This is a genomic window from Actinosynnema sp. NPDC002837, assembly GCF_040295345.1.
Taxonomy (GTDB): domain Bacteria; phylum Actinomycetota; class Actinomycetes; order Mycobacteriales; family Pseudonocardiaceae; genus Actinosynnema.
The window spans coordinates 51,453-70,165 of sequence record NZ_JBEOVG010000022.1 but is presented as its reverse complement, the minus strand read 5'-3'; the positions used below and the strand labels follow the sequence as shown (position 1 = coordinate 70,165).

Here is an 18,713-nt window from a genome sequence, read left to right as displayed (position 1 = left end):
CGGAGGAACTCGGGGCGGTACGTCTCGCGCAGCCTGCGCATCAGCCGCTCCCGCAACGGCTGCTCGGTGTCGCGCTCGTCGACCGGTGTGAACCCGAGCGCGCTTCGGGGAGGCAAACGCCCGGGGAGGTCGCCCGTGTGGGTGGCGATCGCCCTCGGTGCGGGCGGCGCAGGACCGCCCGCACCGAGGTCGGGCCGGTGCGGTCACCGCCGGTGCGGCCCGAGGCGGGTCAGTGCGACACCTGCCAGTGGCTGTTCGCCGTCTGCAACGTGAACGACAGCCCGTAGCAGCCGAAGTCGGTGCTGGACACGCTGCCCGGCGGCGTCACCGACGAGTTGCCCGTCGTCAGCGCCGTCCACGTGCCGTTGACCTTGATCTGGAGGTTTGCCGCGTGGAACTGGGTGCCGTAGGTCTCCGAGCAGTAGTAGCCCTCTCCGGTGGTCGCGTCGTACTCGGTGTAGACCTCGAACATGCTCCAGCCGCCGTGCGGGTCGACGAGCTTGATCGGGTCGGCGCTGGTGAACAACGCGTCCCAGGTCGAGGTGGTGTAGTTGTACAGGTAGGCCGTCCAGGAGTTGGTCACGGCGTCGGTCTGCACGTCCAGCACGGTGTAGGCGGGCAGGCCCTGGAACGTCGTGGTGTAGGTGCTCAGGAAGGTCGAGTCGATCCAGGCCACGGCGGCGAAGCCGGGCGAGGCCGCGCACCAGTCCCACGCGCCGACGCCGTTGCCGCCCTGCCAGTAGAACGTGGTGACCTCGATGCAGGTCTTCCCGCTCGGCACGAGCGTCGGCGCGTACACCACGTCGGGGTTGCCCGACGGGATGCTGATGCCGGGGTTGATGGTGTGGGTCGCCTGCGCGCCGTCGGAGACCACGGTCGGGAACGCGCCCCAGACGGAGTGCAGGGCACCGCTCCACGGCGGGAGCGGCACCGCGTCGGCACCCGGCCGCCGCCGGTCGTGGCCCGCCTGGAACGCCGCGCCCCGCTCGAGGACCTGCTCGCTGAGCTTCGCGCCGGCCGCGGCTCTGGCCGCGTCGCCGCGCAGCGCGGGCACGGTTCTCCCGCTGACCGGCGAGTCGGGCGTGGGCTGGGCGACCGCGGCCGGCTCGTCCGCCGCCGCCGACACGGGCACTGCGGGCACCAGGAGCGCGCCTGCGGCCACCACCGCGACGGCGATCCGGCGGAGTGGCGATCGGCGTGGTGGGAGCGATGAAGACGGCACTGCCGTTTCCTTCCGACAAAGGGGATTGGCGTACCGCGGACGTGGAAGGGCGCGAACGACGCGTGCGATGTCCCCCAGGACGTTGCGGCGTCCGAAGCCTGCTCCTCCCCCGCGACCGCGGCCAGAGCGCGATCACGGTGCGTGCGGACGTCCGAACCGTCGCCCCTCGGTGTGCCCAGTGCCCCCGGCACTCCACGTTCGGGCTCGACGAACGCGGTTCGCGGCCTCCGGTCGGCGGTGCCGCGAACCTACGGGTTCCCGCTGGAGGACGAAGTTCGCCGGCCCACCCTGTGGAACGACGAGGTTCACACGACGGCGCGAGGGCCGCTCATCGTCCGTCCGGGTGATCATCGTGGAGGCGCCGGCGGTGAGGAGGATGCTGGAGTCATGCGCAACGTGGTGGGGATCTGCTCGGCGGTGGTGTTGGGCCTGGGTCTGGCGCCCGCGGCGTCGGCCACCCCGGGGACCGGGGTCAGCGGCGTCACGCTGTTCCAGCACGTGGTCGGTGACACGGAGTACGTCGTCCGGGAGGTCACCATCGCGCCGGGTGGCGCGACGGGCTGGCACTACCACCCCGGTCCGGTGTTCGGTCTCGTCAAAGCGGGGACCCTGACCCACCACCGCGCCGACTGCGCGGTGGACGGCGTGTACCGCCGCGGTGAGGCGATCGCCGAGGACAGCGGGCCCGGCTACGTCCACTTCGGACGGAACCTGGAGGCGGAACCACTGGTGCTGGAGGTGTTGTACGTGAACCCGGTGGGCAACCCGCTGGCGGTCGACGCACCGAACCCTGGCTGCCCGTTCGAGTGACCGCCGGACGGCACAGCGGGTGTCCTGAGCGACGGCACCCCGTGACCGAGAACGCCGACCCGCCCTCACTCCCCGACCGGCCGGCGACGCCGCACGAGCACCACCGCGCCGACGACCAGCGCCAGGCCGAGGAGGGTCAACGGCAACGCGGGCAGCGGCCACGACGAGCGGACGTACTCGTTGACGACCACCACCGCGCGGTGGGGCTCGTCGGTCGCCGAGCGGGTGAAGCGGATGTCGTCGGTGATGTGCGCCGGCCGGAACTCCGCGTCGTAGCGGGTCAGGAAGCGCGGCCCGGTCAGCGCCGCGGACAACGTCGGATACCGCGGGTCCGGCCGCACCTCGCCCGCGAACGTGAGGTCGGGCGCGCTGCCCGCGGGCGCCGGGTTGGTGACGTCCATCCGGTGGTCGGCCAGCACGTACAGGCGCAGCGGCTGCCTGCCCTCGGCCGTGGCCGACAGCCGCATCGGGTAGACCGGCGTGTCGGTCTCGAACGCCAGCCGCATCGGCGGCAGGCCGTCGGCGAGGCTGCCGGACGTCGGCGCCAGGCGCACCGCGACGACGAGCCAGCCCTCCGCCAGGTACGGCCCGAGCGCGCCTCCCAGGGCCGTGGGCAGCGTGAAGTCGTGCTGCCCCAACCACTCCGTCACGGCGGTGGCGTCCGTGCCGGCGAGTTGGGCGACCTCGTAGGGCCCGATCTCGACGTGGTCGACGACGGTGGCCCCGCGATCGGACCCCGGTGGAGCGCCCGCGCCGTCACCGTCCACCACCACGCGCCGCACCTCGACGTCCGGGCGGCTGATCCGGTCGAGCTCGGTGAACAGCTCGCCCTCGGCCACGTCGAACCGGGCGCGCGCGGGCACCGGCATCAGGAACGCGGCCTGGGTCGCCTCGGAACGCGCCTGCACGGAGAGCGTGATCGACTCGGTGCGGCCGGTCAGCTCCACCAGCGCGGTCTCCTGCTGCGCGCGCAGCTTGTCGTTCGCGACGAACGCCCCGCACGCGCACGCACCGGACATCGCGGGGTCGACCGCCACGAGCGTGGCGGCGAGCGCGAGCACCACCGGGATCCGGGTCGCCATTCGGCCGATTGCCATGCCCCGTCCGACGCCGCCGACGACCGCCGGGTTCCGCCATCCGGCCGCCGGTCCTGATCAGTGGGGGCGGCCACACCGCCCGGGTCCGCTCTCGGCGGCGGCCGCCGGGGTTTGCTATCGTGCAGTCGGAGAGCCGTGTGAAGGAGACTCGACGTGAGTGGTGAAGACGACATCTCCGGGTGAGCCCCGGATGTGATCGGCCACCGGCGCCAGTGCCGTGGCCGTCTTCAGTCGTCCACCTTTCCTCTTGGGCATTCGTCGCCCGCATCACCTCAGAGGTCTCTCACCCATGTCCGAAACCTGCGTCGTCGTGTCCGGCCTGTCCTTCTCCTGGCCCGACGACACCCCCGTCTTCGACGGGCTGTCCTGCACCGTCCCGACCGGCCGCACCGGTCTCGTCGCGCCCAACGGCGCGGGCAAGACGACCCTGCTCAAGCTGATCGCGGGCGAGCTGCGGCCCTCGGCGGGCAGCGTCGTGGTCGACGGCGTGCTCGGCTACCTGCCGCAGGACCTGCCGCTGACCGGCGAGCCGACCGTCGCCGAGGTCCTCGGCGTCGCACCGGTCCTGCGCGCCTTGGCGGCCGTCGAGTCCGGCGACGTCGCCGAAGAGCACTTCACCACCATCGGGAACGACTGGGACGTCGAAGAGCGCACCCGCGCCCAGCTCGACCGGCTCGGTCTCGGCGACCTCGCCCTGGACCGCCGCCTGCACACGCTCAGCGGCGGCCAGGTCGTGTCCCTCGGCCTGGCCGCCCAGCTGCTCAAGCGGCCGGACGTGCTGCTGCTGGACGAGCCGACCAACAACCTCGACCTCGACGCGCGCCACCGGCTCTACGACGTGCTGGACGACTGGCACGGCTGCCTGCTCGTGGTCAGCCACGACCGCGCCCTGCTCGACCGCGTGGACCGGATCGCCGAGATCGACGGCGGCGAACTCCGCTACTACGGCGGCAACTTCACCGAGTACGAGCGGGCGGTCGAGGCCGCGCGGGACGTCGCCGAGAAGAACATCCGCAACGTGGAGCAGGAGCTCAAGCGCGAGAAGCGGGAGATGCAGCAGGCGCGTGAACGCGCCGCGCGGCGGGCGAGCAACGCCGCGCGCAACCTCGGCAGCGCGGGGCTGCCCCGGATCTTCGCCGGGACCATGAAGCGCAACGCGCAGGAGTCGGCGGGCAAGGCGAGCGGGACGCACGCGGCGCGGGTCGACGCGGCCAAGGCCAGGTTGGACGAGGCCGAGCGGGCGTTGCGGGACGAGCAGAAGATCTCCCTGGAGCTGCCGCAGACCGCCGTGCCCGCCGGGCGGACGCTGTTCCTGGGCGAACGCCTGCGCGCGGGCTACGGCGAGCGGGAGGTGCTCGCGGGAGCCGACCTGGCCATCCGCGGGCCCGAGCGGATCGCGCTCACCGGCGCCAACGGCGTCGGCAAGTCCACCCTGCTGCGGATCGTCCACGGCGACCTGGAGCCCGACGGCGGCGAGGTGAAGCGGGCCGACGGTCGGATCGCCTACCTGTCGCAACGGCTCGACCTGCTGGACGGCGAGCTCACGGTGGCCGAGAACCTGGCCGCGTTCGCACCGGCGATGCCGCCGGCGCAGCGGATGAACCTGCTCGCCCGCTTCCTGTTCCGCGGCGCCCGGGCGCACCTCCCGGTCGGCGTCCTGTCCGGCGGCGAGCGGCTGCGGGCCACGCTGGCCTGCGTGCTGTTCGCCGAACCCGCGCCGCAACTGCTGCTGCTGGACGAGCCGACGAACAACCTCGACCTGATCAGCGCCGGGCAACTGGAGCGCGCGCTCAACGCCTACCAGGGCGCGTTCGTCGTGGTCAGCCACGACGAGCGGTTCCTCGCCGAGATCGGGGTCGGCCGCCGGCTCCGGCTGGCCGACGGCCGGCTGCTGGACGAGCCGGTGGCGGGCTGAACCATGGTCGAAGCAGCACTGCTCGCGCACGACCTGGTGCGCGTCCTCGGTGGCCGGCGCGTCCTCGACGGCGTCTCGCTCACCGCCGCGCCGGGCCGTCGGATCGGCCTGATCGGCGAGAACGGCGCCGGCAAGTCCACGCTGCTGCGGTTGCTCGCGGGCGTGGACCACCCGGACCGGGGCCGCGTCGAGCGGCCGGCCGACCTCGGCTACCTGCACCAGGAGATGTCGTTCGACCCGGCGGCCACCGTGGCCGACGTGCTCGACGACGCGCTGGCCGGCGCGCGGGAGGACCTCGCCGAGCTCGACCGGCTCGCCGGCCTGCTCGCCGACTCCCCGGACGACGCGGACCTCCTCGCCGCCTACGCCGAGCGCCTCGACCACGCGCAGCGGCACGAGGCGTGGGACGCCGACCGGCGGGCGAAGATCGTGCTCACGGGCCTCGGCCTGGACGACGTCGCGCACGACCGCGCCCTGGCCTCGCTCTCCGGTGGCCAACGCGCGCGGCTCGCGTTGGCGGCGCTGGTGGTCCGCCGGCCGTCGGCCCTGCTGCTGGACGAGCCGACCAACCACCTGGACGACGACGCCGCCGGCTTCCTGGAGGAGCAGTTGCGGGGCCTGCCGGGCGCCGTGGTGGTCGCGAGCCACGACCGGGCGTTCCTCGACGCGGTGTGCACGGACGTGGTCGACCTCGATCCCGCGCCGGGCGGTCCGGTGCGCCACGGCGGCAACTACACCGCCTACCTGGCCGAGAAGCGCACCCAACGGGTGCGGTGGCAGGAGCGCTACACCGCGGAGCAGGAAGCGCTCGCCGCCCTGCGCGACGCGCTCGGCGTGACGGCGCACCGGGTCGCGCCGAACCGCGCCCCGCGCGACAGCGAGAAGATGGGCTACGGGCACCGGGCCGGCCGGGTGCAGAACCAGATCGCGCGCCGCGTGCGCAACACGGCGCGCCGGCTCGAAGAGCTGGAGCGGCGGCAGGTCCCCGCGCCGCCGAGGCCGCTGCGCTTCCACCCGGACGTCCTCGCGGACGCGCCCGCGGAGCGGTCGCCCGACGATGTGCTGGTGTCCCTGCGCGACGTGGTCGTGCCCGGACGGCTCGCGCTCGCCCGACTCGACGTGCCCGCCACCGGGCGGCTGCTGGTCACCGGTCCGAACGGCGCGGGCAAGTCCACCCTGCTGCTGGTGCTGGCGGGCGTGCTCGAACCGGGCGGTGTGCGCCGACGCCCCGGGCTCCGGGTCGGCCTGCTCGGCCAGGACACCCGGTTCGACCGGCCCGGTCGCACCGCGCGGGAGACGTACGAAGCGGTGCTCGGCACGGCGCGGGCCGAGTCCGTTCCGCTGGTCTCGCTGGGGCTGCTGCACGAGTGGGACGTGGACAAGCCCGTCGGCGAGCTGTCGGTGGGTCAGCGGCGGCGGCTCGGGCTGGCGCTGGTCGTGGCCGACCCGCCCGAACTGCTGCTGCTCGACGAACCCACGAACCACCTTTCCCCTACGCTCTGTGACGAGCTGGAGGACGCCCTCGGGCCGGGGCCGGGCGCGATCGTGCTCGCCAGTCACGACCGGAGGCTGCGCTCGCGGTGGCCGGGCGCCGAGGTCCGCGTCGACCCCGTGCCAACCGAGACGCCGCAGGTCGGGCCGGCGATCGTGGACGAGCGGGGCTGACCCTGGAGTGGGGCGGCCCGGCCGCACGTGCGGGGGTGGCGGCCGGGCCGGCGGTGTTCAGCGGCGCCAGTCGTTCGGACGGCTGGTGCGCCAGTCGTTGGGGCGACCGTTGCCGGTGGTGATCGTGACGGTGCTCATGTGCTCTCCCGGGGTGCTCGACTCTGTGTGAGGGCTTGGTTACGGTGTCATCACCTGGTTTTGAGGCGGTGACACCCATATGGTCGCTGGGAGTCGACGACAGCGCGCATCCCCTCTGGGGTGGTGGCGCGGTTGGTCGCTGTGGCGGCTGCCGCGCGCCGTGTTGGCGTACGTGCTGGGCGTCGAGGCCGTGGCGGTGGTCGCGGTGGCGTCCGTGGCGACGTTGACGCCGGTGACGGGTCGCCATTGGGTGTGGTTCGCGGTGCTGGCCGGCGCGGCCGTGGTGCACTTCGAGGCGGCGCGGGGGCTGGAACGGGTGCGCGAGGTGGCGGCCGAGGGCAGCCCGTACGCGCACCCGCAGTCGATCTGGCTGTTCGCGGGCGTGCTGGTGCTGCCGCCGCCGCTGCTGGCCTGCCTGGTCGCGGTGAGCTACGGCTACGGGTGGGTGCGGATCTACCGGCGCAGCCCGCTGCACCGCAAGGTCTTCTCCGCCGCCACGGTGCTGCTCGCCTGCTTCTCGGCGGGCGCGATCCTGCTGGCGGCGCACCCCGATCCCGCGCTGCCGCACGCCGCGCAGCTGACCGGCCCGGTCGACCTGGGCGCCCTCGTGGCGGCCGGTGTCGCGTACTGGTTGGTCAACCTCGCGCTGGTGGTCGGCGCGATCCTGCTGTCCACCCCGGTCCGGCCGGGGCGCGACGTGCTGGGGCCGTTGAGCCAGCAGCTGGTCATCGCCGCGTCGATCGGGTTGGGCACGGGCCTGGCCGTGGTGCTGGTGACGGCGCCGTGGGTGGTGCCGGTGCTGGTGGTCACCATGCTCGGGATGCACCTGGGGCTGCTGCTGCCGGTCTACCGCACCGCCGCCCGGGTGGACGGCAAGACCGGCACGTTGACCTCCGTGGCCTGGACCGAGCGGGCCGCCGCCGAGCTGTCCCGCTCCGCGGCGACCGACGCGCCGATGGCCGTGCTGCTGCTCGACCTGGACCACTTCAGCGCGATCAACAACACCCGCGGGCACCTGGCCGGCGACCACGCGCTGCGCGCCGTGGCCACCGAGCTGCGCCGCCAGGTCCGCGACGGCGACCTGGTCGGCCGGTGGGGCGGCGAGGAGTTCGTGGTGCTGCTGCCCGGGACCGACCCGGCCGACGCCCGGCAGGTGGCCGAGCGGATCCGCGCCGCGGTGCGCGAGCCGTTGACGGACGTGCCGGGCGCGGCCTTCGGCGTGGACGGCGCGCTGCGGATCACCGCGTCGCTGGGCGTGGCGGTGTTCCCCGTGCACGGCCGCACCGTGGACGAGTTGCTGCTGGCCGCCGACACCGCGCTGTACCGCGCGAAGCACAACGGTCGGGACCGGGTGGAAACCGCGCCCTCCGGCACCGCCGGCTGACCCGGATGGTCGACCAGGACGCCGGGCGGGCCCGGTACCGCGAGGTGTTCGCCTCCACCGAGTTCCGGGCGCTGTTCGCCGCCCACACCGTCTCCACCATCGGCGACCAGTTCGCCCGGGTCGCGCTCACGGTGCTGGTGTTCCGCGACACCGGCTCGCCCGCGTGGGCGGCGATCACCTACGCGTTGACGTTCCTGCCGGACCTGATCGGCGGTCCGCTGCTGGCCGGCTTGGCCGACCGGTACCCGCGGCGCGCCGTGATGGTGTGCTCCGACCTGGTGCGGGCCGTGCTGGTCGCGTTGATGGCCGTGCCGGTCCTGCCGTGGCCGGTGGTGTGCGGGCTGCTGGTGCTGCTGCAGTTGGCCGGCGCGCCCGCGGTGCCGGCCCGGACCGCGCTGTTACCGCACGTCCTGCCCGGTCCCGCGTTCCGCGCGGGCGCCGCCGCGCTGTCCACCGTGAGCCAGGCCGCCCAGGTCGCCGGGTTCGCCGCCGGCGGTGTCCTGGTCATCGCCGTGGGCACGGGCGGTGTGCTGCTGCTGGACGCGGTGTCGTTCGCGGTGTCGGCCGCCGCCGTGGCCTGGTGGGTGAAGGGCCGGCCCGCGCCCGGTGGCAACGGCGCGCGACGGCCGGGGTGGTGGCGCGCGATGACGGCCGGCGCGACCCTGGTGTGGCGCGACCGCAGGCTCCTCGCGTTGATCTGCTTCGCGTCGCTGTCCGCGTTCTACATCAGCGGCGAGGCGCTGGCCGTGCCGCTGGCCGACCAGTTCGGCGGCGGGCCGGTCGCGGCCGGGCTGCTGTTCGCCGCCTACCCGGCCGGGTGCGCGCTGGCGAGCCTGGTCGTGGCCACCCGCCCGGAAGCCGCCCAGCTGCGCGCCTTACCCGTGCTGGCGGTGGCCACCAGCGCGCCGCTGGTCGTCTGCTTCCTGCACCCCGGCCTGCCGGCCCTGGTGCTGCTGTTCCTGGCGTCCGGCGCCGCGTCGAGCTACCACGCCATCGCCTCGCCGACGTTCGCCCTGTGGACGCCGGACGAGGCCCGGGGTCAGGTCTACGGCTTGGCCGTGACCGCGCTCAAGATCGCCCAGGGGCTCGGTGTCGCCGCCGCCGGGCTCGCCGCCGAGCACGTGCCGCCGCACCAGGTCGTCGCGGCCGGCGGGGTGCTGGGAGTGCTGGCGGCGTTGGGCGTCGGCGTGCTCTGGCGGCGCAGCGGGGCCACCCGGGTGGGCCGGACCGTCGCCCCGTGAGGATCTCGTCGATGCGACGCCCGGCGGCGTTCAGGCCGTCCGCCGCGTCCGCTCCAGAACGACAACCGCACCACGGGGTTCCGGCGCCGCGCCCCGTCGGTCCCGCGGTTGTGATTCGGACGGCCCGCGCCGCAATCAGTGGCCAGGGCTGCCCAGGTGCCGGGCGAAGAACCGGATCGAACTGTCGATCTCGAAGGCCGGGACTCGGAAGTGGCTGCCGGGGTTGGCGTGCAAGGTCTTCTCGGCGGAGCCGAGCGCGTCGAACAGCTTCATGACGGAGTCCCGCGGATTCCCTTCATCGTCCCACTGCAGCACGAACTCGACCGGGATCGTGATCCGCGCCGCGGTGTCGATGAGCCAGTCGCTCCCGACCAGACCGAGGACCGCGGCCGTGATCCGAGGTTCGGCCGCGACGAGGCGGAGGCCCATCTCGCCGGCCTGGGACAGGCCGTAGTACCCGACGGGCAAGCCTTTGCCGACGGAGTCGAGTCCCTGGAGCGCGTCCAGGGTGGTCTGCCAGTCGGGTACGAGTTCTGCCGCCACGGTGTCGTTGAGCTCGGGCCACGCCGGGCCGAAGGGCTCGCCCGCTGCCTCCCGTTCCTGGATGACCGCGACGAGCCGCCGGATCTCCGGGTGCGCCGGCCTGTCCCCGGTACCAGGCGCGTCGATCGCGGCCACCGCGAAGCCGCACGAGGTGACGTAGGGGAAAGCTCGGGAGACGACCTCCCACCCCTTCTTGTGCCCGCCGCCGCCGTGCCCGATCAAGACCAGCGGACGGGGACCGGAGCCCTCGGCGGGCGTCCAGAGCACCCCGGGGATCTCCCCGATGGTGAAGAGCTGCTCGCGGATGCCGTCGGCGACGGTGTCCGAGGTGATTCGCATGCCGGCATTGAACCGGCGTTCCCGCTGGTGTGGCGAGCCGATTACCCGGGCGGCCGGGCCGCCGGCGTCAGCCCGCTCGTCGTTCGGCGGCGATGATCAGGTCCAGGTTGCCGCGGGTCGCTTCGAGTTCGCCGATGGCCTCGCCGATCCGGTCCCGGTGCTTGACCAGCTCGTCGACCAGCTCGGGGCAGCCGGGCGCCAAGAGATCGTCGTCGTCGACCATGCACGGCAGCGCTTGCACGATCTGCGCGATGCTCAACCCGGCCGCGAGCAGGACCCTGATCCGGCGCACGGCCGCCACGTCCGCGTCGCGGTAGACGCGATAGCCGCTCGGCCGCCGTTCCGGGTGCAGCAGGCCGTGCTCCTCGTAGTACCGCAACGCGCGCTCGCTGACGCCGGTCCGTCGCGACAGCTCCCCGATCCGCACCCCGGCTCCCGACTTGACTCTGACGCCGATGTCAAGGTTTAGCTTAGCCGCCATGACACCCGTGACCGTCCTCGGACTCGGACCGATGGGCCGGGCGCTGGCGACCGCGCTCGCCGCCGCCGGCCATCCCACCACCGTGTGGAACCGCACGCCGGGCAAGGGAGACGACCTCGACGCCACCACGGCGGCCACCGCCGCCGAGGCGATCGCCGCCAGTCCCCTCGTCGTCGTGTGCGTGCTGAACCACCAGGCCGTGCGCTCGGTGCTCGAACCCGACGCGCTGACGGGCCGCACCCTGCTCAACCTCACCAACGGCTCGCCGACGCAGGCCCGCGAGATGGCCGCGTGGGCGGCGGGGCACGGCGTCGACTACCTCGACGGCGTGCTGCTGAACGGGGTCGTCGGCGGGCCGGGGGCGGCTTTGCTCTACAGCGGACCGGAGGACGTCTACCAGGCGCACCGGGCCACGTTGTCCGCGCTCGGCGAGCAGGGGACGTACCTCGGCGCGGATCCCGGCCGGGCGGCCGCGTTCAACGCCTCGCTGCTGGACCTGTTCTGGACGTCGATGTTCGGAGTCGTGCACGCGTTCCGGTTGGCCGCCGCCGAGCAGATCACCCCGGCCGAGCTCGCCGGGCACGCGAAGGTGATGGCCGGCCTGGTCCCCGGGCTCATCGACGTGGTCGCCGAGCACCTCGCCGCCGACCACTTCCCCGGCGACGCCTCCACCCTCGTCTCGGCGGCGGCGATCCTGGACGACGTGATCGACACCGTCCGGGCCAACGGCCTGGACGACGGCGTCCTCGACGCCGGACGTGCCGCCGTGCGGCGGGCGATCGACGCCGGGCACGGCTCGGCCGGCTTCTCCCGCCTCGCCGTGCTCTGAGCACCGACACGGCGCACGGCCGCCCGACCCGGAAGCCGCCCCCTCGCAACGCCGGGTCCGGCGGGCGAGGCAGGATCGTGGCATGAGCCTCGATCCACAGCGGGCAGCGGTGCTGGCGCTGCACTGGCAGGTCAACGTCATCAAGCCGGAGGGGTTCTTCGGGCCGATGCTGGCCGAGCCCGTGGCCCGCAGCGGCGTCGTCGGACGAGCGGCGCGTTTTCACGAAGCGGTCGGTGTCCCCGTGTTCTTCACCAGGTTCACCATTCCCGAGGGCGAGGGCGGGCTGGTGCGCAACACCGGCTTCATGCGGGCCGTCGGCGACGCGCAGGAGGCGTTCCGGCCCGACGCGCCCGGCGCGCGGCTGATCCCGGAGCTGGCGGGCGGCACACCGACCGTCGTCGACAACCAGAAGCTGTCCGGCCTCGCCGGCAACGACCTGGCCGCCCGGTTGTCCGAGCGGGGCGTCGACACGCTGCTGCTGACCGGCGTGGCCACCAACCTGACCGTCGAGCAGACCGCGCGCCACGGCACCGACCTCGGCTTCACCGTGCACGTGGTCAGCGACTGCGTGACCGCGGCCGACGACGCCGCCCACACCGCTTCCCTGGCGAACCTCGACCTCACCACGGCGGGCTGCCTGACCGCGGACGAGGTCCTGGAACTCCTGCGCGCGCGGTCCTGAGAGGACGTCAGGACGCGGGCAGCGAGACGAACCCCTCGCGCACGAGCCAGTCGCGGGCGACGGCGGCCGGGTCCCGGCCGTCGACGTCCACCTCCGCGTTGAGCGCGCGCACGGTGTCGTTGTCCAGCTTCGCCACGATCGGCGCCAGCACCTCGGCGACCTGCGGGTGCGCGGCGTGGAAGTCCTGGCGCAGCACGACCGCGGCGTTGTAGCGGGGGAAGAACTTCTTGTCGTCCTCCAGCACGACCAGGTCCAGCGCGACGATGCGGCCGTCGGTGGTGAACACCTCGCCGAAGTTGCACAGCCCCGTGGACGTCGCGGTGTAGATCGTGCCGGTGCCGAAGGTCTTGACCTCCGCCGCGGCGGCGTCGAAGCCGTAGGCCTTCGCCACGCCCGGGAACCCGTCGTTGCGGCTGACGAACTCGGTCTCCAGGCAGAACACGGCCTCGTCCGGCGAGCGGCCGATCAGGGCGGCCATGTCCGAGGTGGTCCGCAGGCCGTTGGCGCGCGCGAACTCCTCGGTGACGGCGAAGGCGTAGGTGTTGTCGATCGCGGAGTAGTCCAGCCAGACCAGGCCGTTGCGGGCCAGGTCGGCGTCGCGGACCGCCTCGTACTGCGCCCGCTCGTCCGGGATCGGGTCGGTGTTGCCCAGGTAGCTGATCCACCCGGTGCCGGTGTAGTCCCAGGACAGGTCGATGTCGCCGGTGATCAACGCCTGGCGGGAGCTGTTGGAGCCCTGGATGTTGGTCATGTCCCGCACCTCGGCGCCCGCCGCGACGAGGGCGACCTCGGCGAGGTAGCCGAGGACCTGGTTCTCGGTGAAGTCCTTGGAGCCGACCGCGATCTCCACGCCGGCCAGTTCGGGCACGGGCCGGATCGAGCCCGGCCCCACGTCGAACGGCAGCGCGAACGACGACTCCAGGCCGCAGCCGGACGTCAGCAGCGCCACCGCCACGACCGCCAGTCGCGTGATCCGCCTCATCGCAGCCCCTTCGGTCCCAGGTAGGTCTCGACGAGCGCGCCCAGCCAGTCCACGAGCAGCGCGAGACCGACCGCCAGCACCGCGCCGGTGATCAGCACGGGCACCCTGGCCAGCTTGTAGCCGGTGTCGATCAGCAACCCGAGGCCGCCGCCGTTGACGAACACCGCCAGCGTGGCCACGCCGACCGCGTGCACCAGCGCCGTGCGCAGCCCGGCCAGGATCAGCGGCACGGCCAGCGGCAGCTCGATCCGCCGCAGCACGGTCGCGGCGGACATGCCGATGCCGCGGCCGGCGTCGACGAGCGCCGGGTCGACGCCCTGGAGCCCGACCATGGTGTTCCGCAGCACGGGCAGCAGCGTGTAGAACGCGATCGGCAGCACCGCCGCCCACAGCCCTTCCAGGCCGGAGACCAGGAAGAACAGCACCAGGATGCCGATCGCGGGCGAGGCCTGGCCGATCGTGGCGAGGCCGAGGAACAGCGGCGCGGCCCGGCGTGCCCACCGGCGGGTGAGCACGATGCCGAGCGGCACCGCCACGACCAGGACGAGCCCGGTCACCACCAGGCTGATCACCAGGTGGTCCCAGGTCGCGGACGCCAGGGAGGAGGCGTTGAGGCTCTGCCGCTCGATCGAGTCGAGGTCGCGGGTGAACGCCCAGAGCAGCACGCCGCCGACCAGCGCCACCACGACGACCGGCTGGACCAGCAGGCGGAGCCGTTCGGCCCGCGGCGGCGAGGTGGTCGTGGTGGCGGCGGTCCGGAGGTCGGTCGCCGCCGTCACGCGTCCGCCTCCGCGTGCTCGTCGCGCAGCTTCCGCACCGTGCCGATCACGGCGTCCATCTCGACCAGCCCGACGTACTCGCCGCGCGAGCCGGTGACGACCGCCGCGCCGCCTTCGGTGAGGATGGCCTCCAGGGCGTCCTGGAGGGTCGACTGGAGCGTCACCGAGTCGCCGACGGGCCGCGGTTGCCCCGGACCGCGCACCCAGCTCACCGGGCGGTTGCGGGCGTCCAGCAGCAGCGCGTGGCGGCGCCCGGACCCGGCGAGCCTGCCGAGGACGTCGGCGGGCCGGTCGGTCGCCGGCGCGGTCACCGCCTGGCTCAGCTCGACCTCGCGCACCCGGCGCAGCCTGAGCTGCTTGAGCGACGCGCCGGCGCCGACGAAACCGGCGACCGTGTCGTCGGCGGGGTTGGCCAGGATCGCCTCGGGGGTGTCGTACTGGAGCAGGCGCGACCGGGGGCCGAGCACGGCGATCCGGTCGCCGATCTTGACCGCCTCGTCGAAGTCGTGCGTGACGAACACGATCGTCTTGCGCAGCTCGGACTGCAGCCGCATCAGCTCGTCCTGGAGGTTGCCGCGCGTGATCGGGTCGACCGCGCCGAACGGCTCGTCCATCAGCAGCACGGGCGGGTCCGCGGCGAGCGCGCGGGCGACGCCGACGCGCTGCTGCTGGCCGCCGGAGAGCTGCCGCGGGTAGCGGTCGCGGAACTCGGCCGGGTCGAGCCCGACCAGGTCCAGCATCTCGTCCACCCGGTCGGCCACCCGCGGGCGGCGCCAGCCGAGCAGGCCGGGGACCGTGCCGACGTTCTGGCCGACGGTCAGGTGCGGGAACAGCCCCGCCTGCTGGATGGCGTACCCGATGCCGCGGCGCAGCTCGTCGGGGTTCAACGACAGGGTGTCCGCGCCGTCGATGGTGATGCGACCCGAGGTCGGCTCGATCAATCTGTTGATCATCCGCATCGTGGTGGTCTTGCCGCACCCGGACGGGCCGACGAGCACCACGGTCTCCCCCGCCGGGATGGTCATGCTGACCGACTCCACCGCGGGCGCCTCGACGCCGGCGTAGCGCTTGGTCACGTCGACGAGCCGGATCTCACTGGCCACGGATCCCCCTGGAAACGGTGTAGCGGCCGATCAGCGCGAAGATCCCGTCCAGGACCAGCGCGAGGACGACGATGCCGAGCGTGCCCGCCACCGCCTGGTTGGTCGCGTTCGCGCTGCCCGCCCTGGTCAGGCCGGCGAAGATCTCCACGCCGAGGCCGGGCCCGCGGACGTAGGCGGCGATCGCGGCGATGCCCATCAGCATCTGGGTGGCGATCCGCGTCCCGGTCAGGATCGCGGGCCAGGCCAGCCTCAGCTCGACCCTGGTCAGCACGCCCACCCTGCTCATCCCGACGCCGCGGGCCGCGTCGCGCACGGCCGGGTCGACGCCGCCGAGACCCACGATCGTGTTGCGCACGACCGGCAGCAGCCCGTACAGCACGAGCGCGACGACGGTCGGCGGCACGCCAAGCCCCAGCACCGGGATCAGCAGGCCGAGCAGGGCGAACGACGGGATGGTGAGGATCGCGCTGGTCAACGCCGTCGCGGCGGTCGAACCGAGCGGGCTGCGGTACACCGCGACACCGATGCCGACACCGATCACCGCGGCCAGCAGGGCGCACTGCACCACGGCGCTGACGTGCAGGAGGGCCTCGACCAGCAGTCGGTTCCACCGGTCGACCACGAACTCCCCGAAGCTCACGTCGTGGCCCCCGGTTCGCCGGCCGCGACGGTCTTGGTCCACACAGGACGGATAAGGCAACCCCCTCGTCCGGGACGCGCTGTCCTAAGTGCACAGCGGCTCGTCACCGCCGCACACCGCACCGCGCGGCGACACCGCGGTGCCGGCGTGCCGAGCGGTCCCGGCACCGTACCGCGATCTTGCCGCAAGGCGTCGCCGGCCGACCTGCCGATCAGCTGACGATCCCGCGAAGTGGTGTCCCGGCCGGACGCCGATGCCCGCCCGCGGACCGGTGTCCGACCGGTCGAGGGCGTAGGGGCAGCAGGAGGACGGCCGCTCGACAGGGGCGACCCGAAGTGCGTTCACCGGCCGTCGTGCGGGGAATGCGATTTCCAGCCACCGTGGAATCATTCCCGCACTATTACGGAAATTTGGTCGCATTCGAGATTCAGCTGTCGTTGACACCGTGCGGGAATCGGTGTTATCCCTTTTCACGAGCTCGGTCGGAGGGCGACATGACTGATTCGACGGACCAACGGCGGCCCGGTTTCCGAGTTCCGCTCATCGTCCTGTTCGTCCTGGTGACCGCCGTGGTCACCTCGGTGTCGGCACGCCTGGTCGCGGACGTCGCCGAGTGGTGGCGGGCGGACGGCGTCCCCTACCTCGCCGCGACCGCGGTGATGCTGGTGCTGTCCAGCGTGCTGATCAACGCCCTGCCGCGCGCGGTGCGGGAGTTCTGGCAGTGGGAGGGGCCCTTCCCCGCCGCGGCGGACCGCGTCCGGAAGGCGTTGGGCAGGCCGCGGAAGGCGGTGGCCGTCCTGGTCACGGTCCTCCTCCTCAGCCTGGGCAGCTACGTGCTGCTGCCGCCGCCGCTGGAGGCCGGCGAGCTGGTCCTCATGACGGCGACGGACCTGAGTCCCCACGACCCGCGGACCACGGTGATCGAGCAGTGGAACGAGAGCCACCCGCGAAACCCGGTCATCGTCGAAACCGCGGCGGGCGAGACCGAGGAGCAGCACGAGCGCATGGTCAACGACGTCGAGGACGGCGGCGCGCACAAGGCCGACGTCTACCTCCTCGACGTGGTGTGGATGCGGGAGTTCATCGACCACGGCTACCTCCGCGAACTGGACCGGTCGAAGCTCGCCGGCGGCCTGGACGACTTCGTCGCGCCGGTCCGGCGCACCTGCGAGGAGGTGGGCGGACCGCTGTGGGCGCTGCCGCTCAACACCGACGTCGGGCTGCTCTACTACCGCACCGACGTCCCGGGCCTCGCCCCGCCGACCAGTTGGGACGGGCACTCCGGCGTCCTCGCCACCCAGGCGCTCGGCGAGCTGGAGGCGGCCACCACCGCGCAGTTCTCGGACGAGATGCTCATGGTCGAGGCGCTGGAGGCCATCTGGGCGGCGGGAGGCCGCGTGGTGACCGAGGACGGCCGCGTCAGGCTCACCCCGGACGGCAGCCAGGTGCAGTTCACCGAGGACGACTACGAGGGCATGCGCAACCTCAACGCGATGGCGACGGCCCCGCGCGTCGCCCTCTCCGACCCGCGACCCGAGGACACCACCGCGTCCCACGCCGTCGAGCAGTTCGCCGCCGGGCGCACGGCGTTCATGCGGAACTGGGCGGTCGCCGACGAGCAGCTGACCGACCTGCGGGACGTGCTGGACGCCAAGGGCGTCACCTTCCGCACCGCGCCGCTGCCCCGGTCGAGCGTGTCGGAGGCGAGCAGCGTGCTCGGCGGGCAGAACCTCGCGATCTCGGCGCACAGCGACAAGCCGAAGGCCGCGCAGGCCCTGATCCAGTTCCTCACCAGCACGCAGAGCCAGCAGATCCTCGCCGAGGTCGGCGGGTTCGCGCCGACCCGGGACTCGGTGTACGACCGGGCCGAGGGCGAGCACTTGGTGCAGGTGCGGACCGCGTTGCGCAACGCCGGGCTCCGGCCGGTCACGCGCAGCTACACCGAGTTCAGCCGGAGGTTCCGCGAGGCCGTCAGGGGCGTGGTGACCGAGCAGGACCGCATCTCCGACGCCGTGGCCCGGGAGTTGGCGGAGATCCTGCGGAAGTGACGGCCGGGTCGACCCGCTGACCGCGTCGACGCGTGCCCGGTGGAGCTCCGCGCGCTGTGTCGGTTCAGTCCGCCACCTGTCACCCGTTCGGCCCAGCACGCGGGCCGCCGAGTCGACCATCGCGAGGCACGTCCCGGGTACGGACGGGCAGACCTGCCCCGACGGACTTCCGGCGCGCCCGTGCCACGTGGTGGGCTCAAGCCGGCTCCCTGCCGCCGGGCGGACGGGGGTTCCGGAGGACCGGTACCGGCCCCGGTGCCGGTGCGGAGGTGCGAGGCGATGTGGTCCCACGAGGACGGAGGTCGCGTGGCGGACGGTTCCACGCCCGAGAGGTTCGCGGGCGACCTGTTCCTCGAACTGGCGGTCAAGGGGTGGCTGGTGGTGGAGCCGGCGGAGGCCGAGCGGGTCATCGCCGGCTTGGAGCGGACCCTGGAGGTCGTCCGGTCGCGGGCGCACCGGACCGAGGTGTCGAGGCGGCTGCGCAGCGCGGCGGGCGACGACATCGACCCGGAGGTCGACCGGCTCGTGGTCGACACGGTGTTCGCCGAGCAGATCATGGCGGGCTCGTGGGAGCGCGCGCTGGTCGAGCTGCCGAAGTACATCGAGGCGTTCCGGATGGCCGCCCGCAACGCGCCCCGGCGTGAGCCGTGACGCCCACGCCGAGCGACATCGCGTCGTGCGACCTGCGGTTCGAGCTGGGCGCGGCCGTGGAGGACCTCCGCCACTACCGGGAGACCGGTGACCACACCACGGTCGAGCTGATGCTCGCCTGGATCGACGCGCTGCTCGACGAGTGGAACCGCCGCGCCCGGTGA

General features: G+C 73.3%; 18 protein-coding genes. 10 read left to right on the top strand and 8 right to left on the bottom strand.

What is annotated here, in order from left to right; all coding sequences use genetic code 11:
• Positions 1-229 precede the first annotated feature (229 nt).
• Positions 230-1,141: a carbohydrate-binding protein gene (locus tag ABTZ99_RS18045; RefSeq protein ID WP_499612383.1), complete on the bottom strand. Its 912-nt coding sequence runs from the start codon at positions 1,139-1,141 to the stop codon at positions 230-232.
• A 468-nt stretch (positions 1,142-1,609) separates the two neighbouring features.
• On the opposite strand from ABTZ99_RS18045, the gene ABTZ99_RS18040 reads away from it, so the two are divergent.
• On the top strand, positions 1,610-2,032 hold the full coding sequence (locus ABTZ99_RS18040; protein ID WP_499612381.1) for a cupin domain-containing protein: 423 nt from the start codon (positions 1,610-1,612) through the stop codon (positions 2,030-2,032).
• Between the two features lie 65 nt (positions 2,033-2,097).
• Here the strand turns inward: ABTZ99_RS18040 and ABTZ99_RS18035 are convergent, their stop codons facing one another.
• Positions 2,098-3,129, bottom strand: a complete 1,032-nt coding sequence (locus tag ABTZ99_RS18035) for a DUF2330 domain-containing protein (protein ID WP_498779595.1) — start codon at positions 3,127-3,129, stop codon at positions 2,098-2,100.
• A 289-nt stretch (positions 3,130-3,418) separates the two neighbouring features.
• Here ABTZ99_RS18035 and abc-f point away from each other — a divergent pair, with 289 nt between their 5' ends.
• From abc-f to ABTZ99_RS18015, 4 genes are all read left to right on the top strand, one after another.
• Positions 3,419-5,044, top strand: coding sequence for a ribosomal protection-like ABC-F family protein (gene abc-f / locus ABTZ99_RS18030; protein WP_498779596.1), 1,626 nt, complete (start codon positions 3,419-3,421; stop codon positions 5,042-5,044).
• A gap of 3 nt (positions 5,045-5,047) precedes the next feature.
• Positions 5,048-6,709, top strand: a complete 1,662-nt coding sequence (locus tag ABTZ99_RS18025; protein WP_498779597.1) for an ABC-F family ATP-binding cassette domain-containing protein — start codon at positions 5,048-5,050, stop codon at positions 6,707-6,709.
• 298 nt (positions 6,710-7,007) lie between these two features.
• The gene (locus ABTZ99_RS18020) at positions 7,008-8,231 is read left to right on the top strand and encodes a GGDEF domain-containing protein (protein ID WP_498779599.1); all 1,224 of its coding nucleotides are present in this window, start codon (positions 7,008-7,010) and stop codon (positions 8,229-8,231) included.
• Between the two features lie 5 nt (positions 8,232-8,236).
• Positions 8,237-9,472, top strand: coding sequence for an MFS transporter (locus tag ABTZ99_RS18015; RefSeq protein WP_498779600.1), 1,236 nt, complete (start codon positions 8,237-8,239; stop codon positions 9,470-9,472).
• Between the two features lie 135 nt (positions 9,473-9,607).
• Here ABTZ99_RS18015 and ABTZ99_RS18010 read toward each other — a convergent pair whose 3' ends face one another.
• On the bottom strand, positions 9,608-10,354 hold the full coding sequence (locus ABTZ99_RS18010) for a dienelactone hydrolase family protein (protein WP_499612377.1): 747 nt from the start codon (positions 10,352-10,354) through the stop codon (positions 9,608-9,610).
• Positions 10,355-10,421: 67 nt separating this feature from the next.
• Complete coding sequence (locus ABTZ99_RS18005) at positions 10,422-10,781, bottom strand: MerR family transcriptional regulator (protein WP_499612375.1); 360 nt, start codon at positions 10,779-10,781, stop codon at positions 10,422-10,424.
• A gap of 52 nt (positions 10,782-10,833) precedes the next feature.
• Here ABTZ99_RS18005 and ABTZ99_RS18000 point away from each other — a divergent pair, with 52 nt between their 5' ends.
• Together ABTZ99_RS18000 and ABTZ99_RS17995 are read left to right on the top strand one after the other, a co-directional pair.
• Complete coding sequence (locus tag ABTZ99_RS18000) at positions 10,834-11,664, top strand: NAD(P)-dependent oxidoreductase (RefSeq protein ID WP_499612373.1); 831 nt, start codon at positions 10,834-10,836, stop codon at positions 11,662-11,664.
• 82 nt (positions 11,665-11,746) lie between these two features.
• On the top strand, positions 11,747-12,346 hold the full coding sequence (locus ABTZ99_RS17995) for a cysteine hydrolase family protein (RefSeq protein ID WP_499612371.1): 600 nt from the start codon (positions 11,747-11,749) through the stop codon (positions 12,344-12,346).
• A gap of 7 nt (positions 12,347-12,353) precedes the next feature.
• Here the strand turns inward: ABTZ99_RS17995 and ABTZ99_RS17990 are convergent, their stop codons facing one another.
• Genes ABTZ99_RS17990 through ABTZ99_RS17975 form a run of 4 tightly spaced genes read right to left on the bottom strand, consistent with a single transcriptional unit; the run spans position 12,354 to position 15,850 of the window.
• Positions 12,354-13,328, bottom strand: coding sequence for a glycine betaine ABC transporter substrate-binding protein (locus tag ABTZ99_RS17990; RefSeq protein ID WP_498779606.1), 975 nt, complete (start codon positions 13,326-13,328; stop codon positions 12,354-12,356).
• Positions 13,325-14,107: an ABC transporter permease gene (locus ABTZ99_RS17985; protein WP_499612368.1), complete on the bottom strand. Its 783-nt coding sequence runs from the start codon at positions 14,105-14,107 to the stop codon at positions 13,325-13,327. Before ABTZ99_RS17985 ends, ABTZ99_RS17990 begins: the two co-directional genes overlap by 4 nt.
• Positions 14,104-15,210 carry an ABC transporter ATP-binding protein gene (locus tag ABTZ99_RS17980; protein ID WP_498779609.1) on the bottom strand — a complete coding sequence of 369 codons (1,107 nt, stop codon included), beginning with the start codon at positions 15,208-15,210 and terminating at the stop codon, positions 14,104-14,106. Before ABTZ99_RS17980 ends, ABTZ99_RS17985 begins: the two co-directional genes overlap by 4 nt.
• Complete coding sequence (locus ABTZ99_RS17975) at positions 15,200-15,850, bottom strand: ABC transporter permease (RefSeq protein WP_499612366.1); 651 nt, start codon at positions 15,848-15,850, stop codon at positions 15,200-15,202. Before ABTZ99_RS17975 ends, ABTZ99_RS17980 begins: the two co-directional genes overlap by 11 nt.
• A gap of 494 nt (positions 15,851-16,344) precedes the next feature.
• On the opposite strand from ABTZ99_RS17975, the gene ABTZ99_RS17970 reads away from it, so the two are divergent.
• The 3 genes from ABTZ99_RS17970 to ABTZ99_RS17960 all read left to right on the top strand — a co-directional run bounded on the left by ABTZ99_RS17970 (position 16,345) and on the right by ABTZ99_RS17960 (position 18,713).
• Complete coding sequence (locus tag ABTZ99_RS17970; protein WP_499612364.1) at positions 16,345-17,898, top strand: extracellular solute-binding protein; 1,554 nt, start codon at positions 16,345-16,347, stop codon at positions 17,896-17,898.
• 306 nt (positions 17,899-18,204) lie between these two features.
• Positions 18,205-18,549: a hypothetical protein gene (locus ABTZ99_RS17965; RefSeq protein WP_499612362.1), complete on the top strand. Its 345-nt coding sequence runs from the start codon at positions 18,205-18,207 to the stop codon at positions 18,547-18,549.
• Positions 18,546-18,713, top strand: coding sequence for a hypothetical protein (locus tag ABTZ99_RS17960; protein ID WP_498779616.1), 168 nt, complete (start codon positions 18,546-18,548; stop codon positions 18,711-18,713). The genes ABTZ99_RS17965 and ABTZ99_RS17960 overlap by 4 nt, the downstream gene beginning before the upstream one ends.

What these genes read in the sequence shown, in the direction of transcription:
- ABTZ99_RS17995 (WP_499612371.1), top strand. Translation starts at nt 11,747, where the DNA reads ATGAGCCTCGATCCACAGCGGGCAGCGGTGCTGGCGCTGCACTGGCAG.
- ABTZ99_RS18000 (WP_499612373.1), top strand. Translation starts at nt 10,834, where the DNA reads ATGACACCCGTGACCGTCCTCGGACTCGGACCGATGGGCCGGGCGCTG.
- ABTZ99_RS18015 (WP_498779600.1), top strand. Translation starts at nt 8,237, where the DNA reads ATGGTCGACCAGGACGCCGGGCGGGCCCGGTACCGCGAGGTGTTCGCC.
- abc-f (WP_498779596.1), top strand. Translation starts at nt 3,419, where the DNA reads ATGTCCGAAACCTGCGTCGTCGTGTCCGGCCTGTCCTTCTCCTGGCCC.
- ABTZ99_RS17970 (WP_499612364.1), top strand. Translation starts at nt 16,345, where the DNA reads ATGACTGATTCGACGGACCAACGGCGGCCCGGTTTCCGAGTTCCGCTC.
- ABTZ99_RS17990 (WP_498779606.1), bottom strand. Translation starts at nt 13,328, where the DNA reads ATGAGGCGGATCACGCGACTGGCGGTCGTGGCGGTGGCGCTGCTGACG.
- ABTZ99_RS18040 (WP_499612381.1), top strand. Translation starts at nt 1,610, where the DNA reads ATGCGCAACGTGGTGGGGATCTGCTCGGCGGTGGTGTTGGGCCTGGGT.
- ABTZ99_RS18010 (WP_499612377.1), bottom strand. Translation starts at nt 10,354, where the DNA reads ATGCGAATCACCTCGGACACCGTCGCCGACGGCATCCGCGAGCAGCTC.
- ABTZ99_RS18035 (WP_498779595.1), bottom strand. Translation starts at nt 3,129, where the DNA reads ATGGCAATCGGCCGAATGGCGACCCGGATCCCGGTGGTGCTCGCGCTC.
- ABTZ99_RS18025 (WP_498779597.1), top strand. Translation starts at nt 5,048, where the DNA reads ATGGTCGAAGCAGCACTGCTCGCGCACGACCTGGTGCGCGTCCTCGGT.